The sequence below is a fragment of the Streptomyces sp. NPDC018964 genome (assembly GCF_044390325.1).
Lineage (GTDB): Bacteria > Actinomycetota > Actinomycetes > Streptomycetales > Streptomycetaceae > Streptomyces.
The window spans coordinates 242,812-257,158 of record NZ_JBIRYZ010000011.1 but is presented as its reverse complement, the minus strand read 5'-3'; the positions used below and the strand labels follow the sequence as shown (position 1 = coordinate 257,158).

Sequence of the window (14,347 nt, the reverse complement as noted above, 5' to 3'; positions counted from 1 at the left end):
TCGCGACCGACGGCTCACGGCCGGCGGGCCGTGAGCCCGGCGGGCTCACGGCCTCGGGGAGATACCCAGCAGGAGGGGGCCCGTGGGGGACGTGACGATGTCCGCCACCGTGACCGGGTCCAGCGAGGCGAAGAACGCCTCCTGGGCCCGGCGCAGGGCGCCGCGCAGCCGGCAGGCCGAGCTCAGCGGACAGGGGGACGAGGTGGCGGTGCCCTCGCAGTCGACGACGTCTCCCTCGCCCTCGAAGGCCCGGACCAGGGCGCCCACCGAGGCGGTGCGGCCCTCCTCCGTGAGCGCGAGGCCGCCTCCCCTGCCGCGACGGGCCGTGAGCAGGCCCATGCGCTGGAGCTCGGCGACGACCTTCGCGGCGTGGGTGTAGGGCACGTCCATGGCTTCCGAGACGTCGCGCGTCGTCGGGTTGGAGTCGCCGGCCACGGCGAGGCGCATGAGGACCCGGAGGGCCAGGTCGGTGGAGCGGAGGAGCCGCATACCACGCAGCGTATGTAATGCGCATTCGGGATTCAAATATTCGGCGTGAAGAACGCGTGCGGAGGGGGTGCGCAGGTCCTCGATGACCGTGCCGGCCTGCTGCCGCGCCCCACCCACGACGGTCCGGGCCGGATTCCCGCGTCCCCTACGGTTCGCCCCGCCCTCCCCATTACGATCAGTTGATCCGTTCGTCACACTCTTCCTCTCCCGAAGGGCACTCCCATGGGCTCCGCCAAGAAGAGCAGCGCGTCACGTTCGGCGCGGATAGAGGAGATGCGGCGCGCCGAGAAGGCCCGCGAGCGCCGCAACCGGCTCCTCGTCATCGCCGCCGCCGTGGTGGTCGTCGCCGGACTCGTCGCCGGCAGTGTGGTGCTCGTCCAGTCCCAGTCGGACGACGACGGCGGCGGCAGCACGGCCGCCGACTCGAAGGGCTCGGGTACGTTCGTCACGGATGCCGACGGCGTGCGGAAGTGGAAGGGCGAACTGGGGCGCACCCACGTGACCAAGTCCGTCGACTACCCCGTCTCGCCCCCGGTCGGCGGTGACCACAACCCGGTGTGGATGAACTGCGACGGGGACGTCTACACCGACGAGATCGACAACACCAACGCCGTGCACTCGCTGGAGCACGGCGCCGTGTGGGTGACGTACAACTCCTCGGCCGACGAGGCGGACGTCGAGGCGCTCGCGGCGAAGGTGAAGAAGACGCCGTACACGCTGATGAGCCCGGTGGACGGCCAGAAGGACCCGATCATGCTGTCCGCCTGGGGACACCAGCGGACGGTGACCGGGGCGGAGGATCCGAACGTGGACGCGTTCTTCGAGAAGTTCGTCCAGGGGAAGCAGACACCCGAGCCGGGGGCCGCCTGCACCAACGGGCTGTCCGAGTGAGGCAGGCGGGACTGATCGCGGGGGCCGCGGCCCTGGCACTGGTCGCGGCCGGGGCGATCACCTACGCGGTGGCCGGGGACGAGGGCTCCGCGGACCCCACGGTCCCGTCCGCGAGGTCCGCGGACGCCGGGTTCGCCCGGGACATGGCCGTGCACCACCAGCAGGCCGTCGAGATGTCGTACATCGTGCGGGACCGCACGGACGACGAGGAGGTCCGGCGGCTCGCCTACGACATCGCCCAGACGCAGGCCAACCAGCGGGGCATGCTGCTGGGCTGGCTCGACCTGTGGGAGCTGCCCAAGGTGTCCGCGGATCCGCCCATGACCTGGATGGGGATGGGGGACACGGCCTCCGGCGAGGACGGGGCGCTGATGCCGGGGATGGCGACCGACAGCGAGATGAAGCGGCTGGGGTCGCTCGGCGGGGAGCGGGCGGAGGTCTTCTACCTGCAACTCATGACGGACCACCACAAGGGCGGGGTGCACATGGCCCAGGCGTGCGTCCGGGCGTGCGAGGTGGGGGCCGAGAAGCGGCTCGCCCGGACGATGGTGGAGGGGCAGGAGTCCGAGATCGCGCTGATGGCGGGGATGCTGGAGGAGCGGGGGGCGGCGGCCCGGCCGTAGCGGACGGGGCTCCGGGACATCGCGTCGCTTTGACGATTACACTGGGCCCGTGCCTCAACTACGTCTCGCCCTGAATCAGATCGACTCGAGCGTCGGCGACCTCGCCGGCAACGCCGACACGATCGTCCGCTGGACCCGGCACTCCGCCGAGCAGGGAGCGCACCTCGTGGCGTTCCCCGAGATGGCGCTGACCGGGTACCCCGTCGAGGACCTCGCCCTGCGGTCGTCCTTCGTGGAGGCCTCGCGGGCTGCGCTGCGCGCACTGGCCGCGCGGCTCGCCGAGGAGGGGTTCGGGGACCTTCCGGTGGTCGTCGGGTACCTCGACCGCAGCGCCGCCGCCCAGCCGAAGTACGGGCAGCCGGCCGGTGCGCCGCAGAACGCGGGCGCCGTGCTGTACGGGGGTGAGGTGGTGCTGAGCTACGCCAAGCACCACCTGCCGAACTACGGCGTCTTCGACGAGTTCCGGTACTTCGTGCCCGGCGACACCATGCCGGTGGTGCGGGTGCGCGGGGTCGACGTCGCCCTCGCCATCTGCGAGGACCTGTGGCAGGACGGGGGGCGGGTGCCGGCGGCGCGGTCCGCGCGGGCCGGACTGCTGCTGTCGATCAACGCCTCGCCGTACGAGCGGGACAAGGACGACACCCGGCTGGAGCTGGTGCGCAAGCGGGCACAGGAGGCCGGGTGCACGACCGCGTACCTCGCGATGATGGGCGGGCAGGACGAGCTGGTCTTCGACGGGGACTCGATCGTGGTGGACCGTGACGGCGAGGTCGTGACGCGCGCGCCGCAGTTCGCCGAGGCCTGCGTCGTGGTCGACCTCGAGCTCCCGGCGGCGGAGGCGGCGGCCGACGCGCCGACGGGGGTCGTCGACGACGGGCTGCGGATCGACCGGGTCGTGCTGTCGGAGGCGCCCGTGCCCGCGTACGACGCCTCGTCGTCCGGGGGGTACGCCGAGCGGCTCGACGACGACGAGGAGGTGTACTCCGCGCTGGTGGTCGGGCTGCGGGCGTACGTCGCGAAGAACGGGTTCCGGTCGGTGCTGATCGGGTTGTCCGGGGGGATCGACTCGGCGCTGGTCGCCGCGATCGCGTGCGACGCGGTGGGCGCGGAGAACGTGTACGGCGTGTCGATGCCGTCGAAGTACTCGTCCGAGCACTCGAAGGACGACGCGGCGGAGCTGGCGCGGCGGACGGGGCTGAACTACCGGACGGTTCCGATCGAGCCGATGTTCGACGCGTACATGGGGGCGTTGGGGCTGACGGGGCTGGCGGAGGAGAACCTGCAGTCGCGGCTGCGGGGGACGCTGCTGATGGCGATCTCCAACCAGGAGGGGCACATCGTGCTGGCGCCGGGGAACAAGTCGGAGCTGGCGGTGGGGTACTCGACGCTGTACGGGGACTCCGTGGGGGCGTACGGGCCGATCAAGGACGTGTACAAGACGTCGGTGTTCCGGTTGGCCGAGTGGCGCAACCGGGCGGCGGCGGAGCGGGGGCAGACGCCGCCGATCCCGGAGAACTCGATCACGAAGCCGCCGAGCGCGGAGCTGCGGCCGGGGCAGGTGGACACGGACTCGCTGCCGGACTATCCGGTGCTGGACGCGATCCTGGCGCTGTACGTGGACCAGGACCGGGGGGCGGACGAGATCGTCGCGGCCGGGTTCGACGCGGAGCTGGTGACGAAGACGCTGCGGATGGTGGACCGGGCGGAGTACAAGCGGCGGCAGTACCCGCCGGGGACGAAGATCTCCCCGAAGGGCTTCGGGAAGGATCGGCGGCTGCCGATCACGAACGGCTGGCGCGAAGGAGTGCGCGTCTGACGCGCGTCGGTGGAGTGCCTGCGGCAGCGGGGTTCCGTCCGGCGGGGGTGCGGGTCTTGTGCCTGCGGCGCCTGTGCGGCTTCGGTGGGGCGGGCGTGGCGCATGCCGCCGTTCCCGCGGGCAGTCGTGCCTCCCCCAGTGCCTTAAGGGCCTGGGAGGTACCCCCAGGGCGATGGGGGTCCCCCCGCCCGAGCGCAGCCGAGGGTGGGGGAGGGTGGGCGGTGGGGGTACCTCCCGCTCGAGCGGAGCCGAGATGGGGGAGGCACCCCGCAAGCGCCGGGCCGCGCGAACACCCCCCGGCCCACACCGACGCGGAGCACCCGCAGAACACCGGCCCCGGCAGCGCCGGGCACCCGCGCGGAGCGAAGTCTCGTGGGCCCGGTATGTCCGTCGAATGGCGTGCGGGTGAGGGGAGGGCGGCTGAGCTGTGGTTCTCAGTCGTCCTGTGGGGTGACCCGCACGCGGGCCGCGATGGGCAGGTGGTCGCTCGCCGTGGCCGGGAGGGTCCAGGAGCTCTCCGGTTCGGCGCCCTTGACCAGGATCTGGTCGATCCGCGCCATCGGGAACGACGCCGGCCAGCTGAAGCCGAAGCCGCTGCCCACGGCGCCCTGCGTGGAGCGCATCTGGGAGGTGACGGCGTTCAGCGCTCGGTCGTTCATCGTGCCGTTCAGGTCGCCGAGCAGGACGATGTTCGCCAGCGGCTCGTCGGCGATGGCCTCGCCCAGCGCGTCGGCGCTCTTGTCCCGCTGGCGGGCCGTGAAGCCGGCCTCCAGCTTCACCCGGACGGAGGGGAGATGGGCGACGTAGACGGCCACCCGACCGGCCGGCGCGTCCACCGTGGCGCGCATCGCGCGCTTCCAGCCGAGGCGGATGTCGACCGCCTTCACGTCGCTCAGGGGGTACTTGCTCCACAGGCCGACGGTGCCGACCACCTCGTGGTACTCGTACGTCGCCTTCAGGGCCCGCTCGTACGTCGGGACCGCCGAGGCCTTCAGTTCCTCGAGGGCCAGCACGTCCGCGCCCGAGGCGGCCACGTCGCGGGCGGTGGCGGAGGGGTCCGGGTTGTCGGCGTTGACGTTGTGCGTGGCCACCGTGAGGTCGCCGCCGCCGGTGTCGGTCTTGTCGGTGAGCAGGCCGCCGAAGAGGTTCAGCCAGACGGCCACCGGCAGGACCGTCGCGATCAGCGCCGTCGCCGACCTGCGGATCAGGCCGAGGACGAGCAGCACGGGGATCAGCAGCCCCAGCCAGGGCAGGAAGGTGTCCACCAGGCTGCCCAGGTTGCCGATCGCGTTCGGGATGCGGGTGTGGGCCAGCAGGACCAGCGCCAGCAGGATCGCGCAGGCGGCCAGGACGAGGCCGCGGCGCCAGATGCGGCGGTCGCCGCGCCAGCCTCTGGTGAGGCGTTCGCGCAGGCGCCGGAACCGGGTCGGCTTCGGCCCGGACCCCGAACCGCCGTTGTCCGTCTCCGTCATGTACGCCTGCTGCGCCATACCGTCGCCTCACAACCTGCCGTGCACGCCGTCACCCCGTGTCCGTAAAGACCCTAGGGGATGATCGGTTCCGTTCCTGCCGCCCCGCGACGGCCGTACGGGGGCGAGGACGCGCGGGGACGCGGGAGGAGTTCCGGACGGGGGTGGTGAAAGCGCCCTCTGTGACGAAACGCGCACCTCGCGGTCAGCCGCTGACGGGGCGCAGGCCCTCGAGGAGGATGTCGACCACCTGCTCGGCGAGGTCGTCCGGGAGGTCGGCGTCGGGGCGCAGGACGGTGCGGACGAGGAGGGGGCCCACGACGATGTCGTTGAGGAGTTCCATGTCGACGTCGGCGCGCAGTTCGCCGGTATCCCGGCCCCGGCGCAGCGCCTCCAGGCCGAGTCTGCGGCGCGGCACGATGACGGTGTCGTGGTAGGCGGCCCAGAGGCCGGGGCTGCTCTTCATCTGGGCGCGCACGTTGTACAGGATCGCCGAGGTGCGGCCCGCCAGGCCCCGTCGGCGCAGGGACTCCAGCAGGACCACGAGGTCGTCGCGGAGGGATGTGCCGGGGAGTTGGGGGTCCGGGGGCTCGGCGGCGCGCATGACGTCGACGAGGAGCTGTTCCTTGCCGCTCCAGCGGCGGTAGATGGTGGCCTTGCCGACGCCGGCGGTGCGGGCGATGCGCTCGATGGAGAGTTCGGCGAGGGGCACGCCGTCCTCCAGGAGTTCCATCACCCCCTCGATGACGGCGCGTTCGACCGCCGCGCTGCGGGGACGTCCCCGTGCGGGGCCGTCCTGCCGGGGGTGGGTGCCGGCCGGGCTCACGTCGTCGGGTCCTTTCGGTGGGCTGGGACGGTTCTCCCCCGTGGGTGGTGGGGAACGGTCCACCGCCCGGGGGTTCTCAGTCCGCCGCCGTGGCCGGTTCCCGCTTCCTCTCGCCCTCTTCGGGCGTCGGCGTGCGGCCGGGCAGGAACACCACGGCGACGATCGCGCACAGCACCGTGATGCCCGCTCCCCACAGCGCCGTGGTGTGCATCGCGTGCAGGAACGCGTCGTCGGCCGCGTCGGCCAGGGCCTCGCCGCGCGCGCCCAGCCGGTCCGCCACGGCCAGGGTGGCCTCGATGGACTCGCCGGCGGCGTGCCGTGTGCCGGGCGGCAGCGGGCCGAGGTCGTCCTCGATGCCGTCGCGGTAGGCGGTGGAGAGCACCGAGCCGAGTACGGCGATGCCGAGGGCGCCGCCGACCTGGCGGAAGGTGTTGCTCAGGGCGGAGGCGGAGCCGGCCTTCTCGCGCGGCAGGGCCTGCATGATGACGACGCTGACCGGGGTCATGACGTACGCCATGCCGGTGCCCATGAGGAAGAAGACGACTTCCAGCGTCCAGATCGGCGTGTCCGCGTCCAGGGTCGCGAACGCGGCCAGTGTCCCCGCGAGCACCACCAGGCCGGTGGCCGTGGTGGCCTTGTCGCCGAAGCGGTCCACCAGGAGGCGGGCCTGGGGCGCGAAGATCATCTGTGTGGCGGCCAGCGGCAGCATCAGCAGCCCGGTCTCCAGCGGCGAGTGGCCGCGCACGCTCTGGAGGTAGAACACCGCGAAGAACGTCACGCCCATCAGCGCGAAGAAGACCAGCGCGACCGAGGCGATCGCGGCGGAGAACACCTTGTTCCTGAAGTGGGTGACGTCGACGGACGGGTGGTCGCTGCGCTTCTCGAACGCCACGAACGCGGCGAGTACGGCGAGGCCTGCGCCGATCGTCGACACCACCGTGACGTCGGTGAAGTCGGCGAGCTGGCCGCCCTTGATGATGCCGTAGACCAGCAGGACCAGTCCGGCCACGGACAGGACGACGCCGACGGGGTCGATCCGGCCCGGGTTCGGGTCGCGGGAGTCGGGGACCAGCCACAGCATCAGGGTGACGGCGAGGACCACGATGGGCACGTTGACGAGGAAGACCGAGCCCCACCAGAAGTGGTCCAGGAGGATGCCGCCGGTGATCGGGCCGATGGCGATGGCCAGGCCCACGCCGCCCGTCCAGACGCCGATGGCCTTGGGCTGTTCGTCGCGTTCGAACACGTTCATCAGGACCGCGAGGGTGGCCGGCATGACAAGTGCGGCACCCAGCCCCATCACCGCGCGGAAGCCGATCAGCTCGGCCGGTGAGCCGGAGAACGCGGCGAGCGCCGAGCCGGTGCCGAACGCGACGAGGCCGCCGATCAGCATCTTCTTGCGGCCGAGCCGGTCGCCCAGCAGCCCCGCGCTGAAGAGCAGGCCGGCGAAGACGAGCGTGTAGGCGTTGATCGCCCACTCCAGCTCGCTCTGGGTGGCGCCCAGGCCGGTGGGGGCGGGGGTGGAGATCGTCTTGATGGCGACGTTCAGGATCGAGTTGTCGAGCACGACGATCAGCAGGCTCAGCATCAGCACGCCGAGGATCGCCCATCGACGCCGGTGCACGGCCTCCGGAACCCGGCGGACAGGGGTGGGGGGAGAAGTCATACGGTCCAGATTAGCCATTTTCGATACGGGACCGTCTCGTATCGAAGCGTTTCGACCGGTTCTCACCGGAATATCGCACGGCGGAACTCACAGGGAGACCTCTGGCCCTCGTCCGGGCGAGGTGCCACCATGGACGTGGTCCGGGGACGCCGTCAGGGCGCCTCGAGATGACGTGTTGGGAGACGGTTCAATGACGCAGCTCTCGGCTGCCCAGACCGGGACGACGTCCGGTTCCCCCTCCGGCGGAGCGACGCTGTACGGGGGCAAGGGCACGCGCCGTATCACGGTCCGTGACATCGCCGCCGCCAAGGAGCGCGGCGAGAAGTGGCCCATGCTCACCGCGTACGACGCGATGACCGCGTCCGTGTTCGACGAGGCCGGCATCCCGGTGATGCTCGTCGGCGACTCGGCCGGCAACTGCCACCTCGGGTACGAGACCACCGTGCCCGTCACCCTCGACGAGATGACCATGCTGTCGGCGGCGGTCGTCCGGGGCACCTCGCGCGCCCTGATCGTGGGCGACCTGCCCTTCGGCTCCTACCAGGAGGGTCCGGTGCAGGCGCTGCGCTCGGCGACCCGGCTGGTGAAGGAGGCCGGTGTCGGCGCGGTGAAGCTGGAGGGCGGCGAGCGGTCGCACCGGCAGATCGAGCTGCTGGTGGAGTCCGGGATCCCGGTGATGGCCCACATCGGGCTGACGCCGCAGTCGGTGAACGCGATGGGCTACCGCGTGCAGGGGCGGGGCGAGGAGGCGGCGCAGCAGCTGCTGCGGGACGCCAAGGCCGTGCAGGACGCGGGGGCGTTCGCGGTGGTGCTGGAGCTGGTGCCGGCGGAGCTGGCGGCCGAGGTGACGCGGACGCTGCACATCCCGACCGTCGGGATCGGGGCCGGGCCGGAGACGGACGCGCAGGTGCTGGTGTGGACCGACATGCTGGGGCTGACGGGCGGGCGTGTGCCCAAGTTCGTCAAGCGGTACGCGGATCTGCGTGAGGTCATGAGCGGGGCGGTGAAGGCGTTCGCCGAGGATGTGGTCGGCGGGACGTTTCCGGAGGAAGCACATTCCGTGCACTGAGCGTTCGCGCTGTCGCTGAGCCACTGTCGCACCACCGGCCGGCCCCGTCGATCTTCCCCCGTCGGCGGGGCCGGCGCATGTTCGGGCTGGGCGGGGGGTGTTCGCGCAGCCCGGCGTTTGCGGGGTGCCTCCCCCACTCTCGGCTCCGCTCGAGCGGGAGGTACCCCCATCGCCCTGGGGGTACCTCCCAGGCCCTTGAGGCACTGGGGGAGGCACGGCTGCCCGCGGATCGCGGGGCTGTCGGTGGGATGTCGGGGGTTTGTCGGTGGGGGGCGGCAGAGTCGGGGGCATGAAGCGAAACGACAATGACCTGGGGGGCGCGGGGAGCGCCGTCACCGTGCGGGGGCTGGTCAAGCACTACGGGGAGACCAAGGCGCTGGACGGGGTCGACCTGGATGTGCGTGAGGGCACCGTGATGGGGGTGCTCGGGCCGAACGGGGCCGGGAAGACCACGCTGGTGCGGATCCTGTCCACCCTGCTCACGCCGACCGCCGGACACGCCGTCGTCGCCGGGTACGACGTGGTCCGTCAGCCGAGGCAGCTGCGCCGGGTGATCGGGCTGACCGGACAGTACGCCTCCGTGGACGAGAAGCTTCCGGGCTGGGAGAACCTGTATCTGATCGGGCGGCTGCTCGACCTGTCCCGCAAGGAGGCCCGGTCCCGCGCCGACGAGCTGCTGGAGCGGTTCTCGCTCACCGAGGCGGCCCGGCGCCCGGCGGCCACCTACTCCGGCGGCATGCGGCGGCGCCTGGACCTGGCCGCCTCGATGATCGGCCGGCCGGCCGTGCTGTACCTGGACGAGCCGACCACGGGACTGGATCCCCGTACCCGCAACGAGGTGTGGGACGAGGTCAAGCGGCTGGTCGGGGACGGGGTGACGGTGCTGCTGACCACCCAGTACATGGAGGAGGCCGAACAGCTCGCCTCCGAGCTGACCGTCGTGGACCGGGGCAAGGTCATCGCGAGCGGCGGCATCGAGGAGCTGAAGGCCAAGGTCGGCGGCCGTACGCTGCGGATCCGCCCGGCCGATCCGCTGCGGCTGCGCCCGCTGGCGGACGCCCTCGACGCGCTGGGCGTCACCGGGCTCGCCACGACCACCGTGGACACCGAGCGGGGTGCCGTGCTCGTCCCGGTGCTCAGTGACGAGCAGCTGACCGCCGTGGTCGGCGCGGTCACCGAGCGCGGCATCACGCTCAGCTCCATCACCACCGAACTGCCCAGCCTGGACGAGGTGTTCCTGTCCCTCACCGGCCACCGCGCCGGTGCCCCGCAGGACACCGTGCCCGCCGGGACCCACGAGGAGGTCGTCGCCGTATGAGCGCCACCACCGTCACGACGGACCTTCGCGCGGACGCGCGCATCCCGCTGCGCGGGCATCTGCGCCACACCGGTGCCCTGGTGCGCCGCAATCTGCTGTGGATACGGCAGGACCCGGAGTCGATGTTCGACGCCGTGCTGTTCCCGATCGTCTTCACCCTGCTGTTCGTGTACGTCTTCGGCGGCTCGATCGGGCAGTCGCTGGGCGGCGGGCAGGAGGCGTACGTGCAGTACATCGTGCCCGGACTGATGGCCATGATGGGCATGAACATGGCCCAGGGAGTGGGCACCGGCTTCAACCAGGACTTCAACACCGGGGTCATGGACCGTTTCCGGTCGCTGCCGATCGGGCGCGGCTCGGTGCTGTTCGCCAAGATCTCCGTCGAGATGGTGCGGATGCTGATCGCCACCGCCATCCTGATGGTCGTCGGTGTGCTGGTCGGCTTCGACATCACCAACTGGCCGGGGCTGTTCGCGGCCGTGGGGCTGTCCGCGGTGTTCGGCTCGGCCCTGATGTGGATCTTCCTCACGCTGGGCGTGGTGATGAAGAACGCGCAGTCGGTGCAGGCGATGGGCTTCCTGGTGCTGATGCCGCTGCAGTTCGGCTCGTCGATCTTCGCGCCGACCCAGTCGATGCCGGGCTGGCTGGAGTCCTTCACCGAGGTCAACCCGCTGTCCGCGCTGGCGGACGCCGCGCGCGGGCTGATGGTGGGCGGCCCGGTCGCCCACGACCTGTGGCTGACGCTGGCCTGGTCGGTGGGGATCACGGCGGTGATGGCGCCGGTCGCGATCCACAAGTTCCGTACGAAGAGCTGATCACGCCGGTTCGAGCAGGGCGGCGGCCTCCTCCGGGGAGAGGCCGGCGCCCTCGGCGTACGCGGTGTCGTACGCCGCGTCGCCGAGCACCGCCCGGACCCGCGCCTCGGCGCGTGCCCGGACCTCGCGTTCCACCTGCCCGGCGTGGTGCTCGGGCGGCAGCCAGGAGTCGGCCGCGCCGAGGCAGCGGGCCGCGTCCGCCGCGCGCCGCCCGCCGTCGACTCCGGCGAGGGCGACGGCGCCCGTGGTGACGTACGCCGAACGCATGTGGGGTGCCATGGCGGCGGCCAGCGGGTCGCCCGCCTGCCGGATCGCCTCGCGGATGATCGTCAGGGCCCGCTCGTCGTTGCCGTCGGCCACCTCCAGCCAGCCCTCGGCACCGAGGATGAACGCGTCGAAGACGACGTAGTGCGCGATGCGGAACTCCTCGCGCAGCGCCCGCAGGTGCTCCCGCGCCTCCGCGGTGCGCCCGGTCGTGGAGAGCCAGCCGGTCAGGAAGAGCCGGGCGGCGGGCAGGGCCTCGGTGTGGCGGCCGCGCGTGTCGTCGATGACCTCGCGCAGCAGCCGCTCACCGCGCTCCGCCTCGCCCGCCTCCAGCAGCGCGCTGCCCAGCCGGGCGGTGAGGACGGCCACGTGGGCGCGGGCGCCGAGGCGCTCGGCGTGCTCGATCGCCGCTTCGTAGTCCGCGGCCGCGGCCTCGTACGCGCCGACGCGTTCGTGGGCCTCGCCGCGCGCGGAGTGGGCCTCGGCGAGGCCCCAGGTGTCGCCGAGCCGGCGGTGGATCTCCAGGGCCTCGTCGGCGTCGCGGCGGGCGTCGCCGGCCCAGTCGCTGCGGTTGGCCAGGAAGTTGGCGCGCAGTTGGAGGTTGGAGGCCAGCTCCCATTCGAATCCGGGGTTCTCCCGGCAGGTGCGGATCGCCGCGTCGACCACGTGGCGCAGCCGTTCCATGTCGCCGGTCAGCATCACGGCGAAGATCCAGAGCAGGCCGGGCGGCCGGCAGGCCTGCGGCATGCCCGGCTCGTAGGTCGCGCCGACGAGGCGCAGTTTGTGCTGGGCCTCGGGGGTCTGCCAGTCGTCGAGTTCGGTGTCCATGTGGGCCAGGTGGGCCAGGTGCACCCCGCGGCGGGCCTCGGCGAGGAGTTCGCCGGTCATCGGGGGCGGGGCGTCGGTGCAGCGTTCCCACAGCGGCACGGCGGGCCGCGACGGCTCGGTGAACGGGTCGGGGGCGAGGGCCATGACCTCGGTGCACCAGTTGCGGGCCTCGATGCGCAGGTCGCGCATCTGCCAGTACCAGACGAGCGACAGGGTGATGCAGAGGGCCTCCTGCTCGTCGCGCAGGGCGAGGGCGTGGCGCAGGGCCGTGCGTATGTTCTCGTACTCCCGCTCCAGCAGGGCGATCGCCTCCACCTGGCGCGGGCCGCGCAGCATCGGCTCGGTGGTGCGGGCGAGTTCACGGAAGTACGTCAGGTGCGCCCGTTCGGCCTCCGCGCGCCGGCCGGACTCGTCGAGGCGTTCTCCGGCGTACTCGGCGACGGTCTCCAGGAGCCGGTAGCGCATCTCGCCGTCGCCCGAAGGGGCGGCCACCACCAGGGACTTGTCGACGAGGGAGCCGAGCGCCTCGAGAGCGGCCGGTCCGCACACGGCCTCGGCGGCGGCGAGGCCGCAGCCGCCGGCGAAGACCGACAGCCGGCCCAGTACGTCGCGTTCGTCGGCGTCGAGCAGGTCCCAGGACCAGTCGACGACGGCCCGCAGGGTCTGCTGTCTGGGGAGGGCGGTGCGGCTGCCGGAGGTGAGGAGGCGGAAGCGGTCGTCGAGCCGGTCGGCGATCTGGCGCGGGGTGAGCATCCGCAGCCGGGCGGCGGCCAGTTCGATGGCCAGGGGCAGTCCGTCGAGGCGGCGGCAGATCTCCGCGCAGGCCGCCGCGGTGCCGGCGTCGGCGTCGGGGCGGAAGCCGGGGCGGGCGGCGGCGCCCCGGTCGGCGAGCAGGCGCAGCGCGACCGGCTCGGGCAGCGGCTCCACCGGACGCAGCAGCTCCCCGCGCACGCCGAGGGGTTCGCGGCTGGTGGCGAGGACGGTGAGGTGGGGGCAGCGTTCCAGCAGCGTCTCGGCGAGGTGGGCGACGGCCTCGACGACGTGTTCGCAGTTGTCCAGGATCAGCAGCATGCGGCGCGGTCCGCAGTGCTCGGCGAGGCGTTCCACCGGGTCGTCGTGCCGGTCGGTGACGGCCCGCATGCTCTCGGCGCCGGCGCCGTAGAGCACGGTCTCGCGGGCGCCGACGGCGGTGAGGACGGCCTCGGGGACGGCGTCGGGGTCGTCGACGGGGGCGAGTTCGGCGAACCACGCGCCGTCGGGGAGGGTCCGCCGCACGGTCTCGGCGGCCTCCTGCGACAGCCGGGTCTTGCCGGCCCCGCCCGGCCCGAGCAGGGTCACCAGGCGGGCGGTGGTGAGGTCGGCGCGGATGGTCTCGATGTCGGCCTCCCGGCCGACGAACGAGGTCAGCCGGGCCCGCAGGTTGCCGGGCGGCGCGTCGGCCCGGGTCGTGGGCGCCGGCTCGGGTTCCAGCAGCTCGGCGTGGAGCGCGCGCAGTTCGGCGCCGGGGTCGGAGCCGAGGCGGTCGGCGAGCAGGCGTCGTACGTCCTCGTAGGCGGCCAAGGCCTCGGCGGTGCGGCCCGTGGCGCGCAGGGCGCGCAGCCGCAGCGCCTGGAGGGGTTCGTCGAGGGGGTGGTCCTCGCACAGCGCGGTCAGCTCGGGCAGGGACCGCTCGGCGTCGCCGAGGGCGAGGGCGGCGGTGTGCCGGGCGCGCAGCACGTCCAGGTGCCGGGTCGCCAGGCGGGCCTCCTGCGCGGTGCGGTCGGGCAGGCCGGTGAGGGCGGGGCCGCGCCACAGGGCGAGGGCGTCGTCGAGGACGGCGGCCGCCTTCGCCGGGTCGCCGTCGGCGAGGGCGCGCAGGCCGTCGCCGGCCAGCCGCTCGAAGCGGTGCAGGTCGATGTCGTCGGGCGCGGCGGTCAGCCGGTAGCCGCCGTCGACGGAGGCGATCTGGTCCGCGCCGAGCGTCCGGCGCAGCCGCCCCACCAGCGCCTGGAGCGCCCCGGTGGCGTCGGCCGGCGGGTCACCGTCCCAGACCTCGTCGACCAGCAGGCCCACGGGCACGGTGCGCCCCGGCCGCAGGGCGAGCACGGTCAGCAGGGCGCGCAGCCGCGCCCCGCCGACCGGGACGGCGGTGCCGTCGGGACGGAGTGCCTGGGTGGTGCCGAGGATGCGGTAGCGCACGGGGTCCATTGTCTCCGGTGGTGGTGGCGGAGGTCACGGGGCCCGGTCGGCGTGGCCGGGCCGGTCCGCGTGGTCGGTGTGGCCGGCTCAGTCCG

11 protein-coding genes are annotated in these 14,347 nt (G+C 72.8%); 6 read left to right on the top strand and 5 right to left on the bottom strand.

What is annotated here, in order from left to right:
* Positions 1–45: 45 nt before the first annotated feature.
* On the bottom strand, positions 46–489 hold the full coding sequence (locus tag ACH5AO_RS21200; RefSeq protein ID WP_398926822.1) for an RrF2 family transcriptional regulator: 444 nt from the start codon (positions 487–489) through the stop codon (positions 46–48).
* Positions 490–711: 222 nt separating this feature from the next.
* On the opposite strand from ACH5AO_RS21200, the gene ACH5AO_RS21195 reads away from it, so the two are divergent.
* From ACH5AO_RS21195 to ACH5AO_RS21185, 3 genes are read left to right on the top strand one after another with little or no spacing between them, the layout of a single operon-like run.
* Positions 712–1,380, top strand: coding sequence for a DUF3105 domain-containing protein (locus ACH5AO_RS21195; protein WP_398926820.1), 669 nt, complete (start codon positions 712–714; stop codon positions 1,378–1,380).
* Complete coding sequence (locus ACH5AO_RS21190) at positions 1,377–2,003, top strand: DUF305 domain-containing protein (RefSeq protein ID WP_398926818.1); 627 nt, start codon at positions 1,377–1,379, stop codon at positions 2,001–2,003. The genes ACH5AO_RS21195 and ACH5AO_RS21190 overlap by 4 nt, the downstream gene beginning before the upstream one ends.
* Positions 2,004–2,052: 49 nt before the next feature.
* Positions 2,053–3,819, top strand: a complete 1,767-nt coding sequence (locus tag ACH5AO_RS21185; protein ID WP_398926816.1) for an NAD+ synthase — start codon at positions 2,053–2,055, stop codon at positions 3,817–3,819.
* 434 nt (positions 3,820–4,253) lie between these two features.
* On the opposite strand, the gene ACH5AO_RS21180 is transcribed toward ACH5AO_RS21185, so the two are convergent.
* The 3 genes from ACH5AO_RS21180 to ACH5AO_RS21170 form a co-directional block, all read right to left on the bottom strand.
* On the bottom strand, positions 4,254–5,309 hold the full coding sequence (locus ACH5AO_RS21180) for an endonuclease/exonuclease/phosphatase family protein (RefSeq protein WP_398926814.1): 1,056 nt from the start codon (positions 5,307–5,309) through the stop codon (positions 4,254–4,256).
* Between the two features lie 184 nt (positions 5,310–5,493).
* The gene (locus ACH5AO_RS21175; protein WP_398926812.1) at positions 5,494–6,114 is read right to left on the bottom strand and encodes a TetR/AcrR family transcriptional regulator; all 621 of its coding nucleotides are present in this window, start codon (positions 6,112–6,114) and stop codon (positions 5,494–5,496) included.
* 76 nt (positions 6,115–6,190) lie between these two features.
* On the bottom strand, positions 6,191–7,780 hold the full coding sequence (locus tag ACH5AO_RS21170) for a DHA2 family efflux MFS transporter permease subunit (protein WP_398926810.1): 1,590 nt from the start codon (positions 7,778–7,780) through the stop codon (positions 6,191–6,193).
* A gap of 190 nt (positions 7,781–7,970) precedes the next feature.
* Between ACH5AO_RS21170 and panB the strand changes: the two genes are divergently transcribed.
* From panB to ACH5AO_RS21155, 3 genes are all read left to right on the top strand, one after another.
* Positions 7,971–8,849, top strand: coding sequence for a 3-methyl-2-oxobutanoate hydroxymethyltransferase (gene panB / locus ACH5AO_RS21165; RefSeq protein ID WP_398926808.1), 879 nt, complete (start codon positions 7,971–7,973; stop codon positions 8,847–8,849).
* A 289-nt stretch (positions 8,850–9,138) separates the two neighbouring features.
* A complete protein-coding gene (locus tag ACH5AO_RS21160; RefSeq protein ID WP_398926806.1) occupies positions 9,139–10,167 on the top strand; it encodes an ATP-binding cassette domain-containing protein in 1,029 nt (342 codons plus the stop codon).
* Complete coding sequence (locus ACH5AO_RS21155) at positions 10,164–10,982, top strand: ABC transporter permease (RefSeq protein ID WP_398926804.1); 819 nt, start codon at positions 10,164–10,166, stop codon at positions 10,980–10,982. Before ACH5AO_RS21160 ends, ACH5AO_RS21155 begins: the two co-directional genes overlap by 4 nt.
* Here the strand turns inward: ACH5AO_RS21155 and ACH5AO_RS21150 are convergent, their stop codons facing one another.
* Positions 10,983–14,261, bottom strand: coding sequence for a BTAD domain-containing putative transcriptional regulator (locus tag ACH5AO_RS21150; protein WP_398926802.1), 3,279 nt, complete (start codon positions 14,259–14,261; stop codon positions 10,983–10,985).
* Positions 14,262–14,347 lie beyond the last annotated feature (86 nt).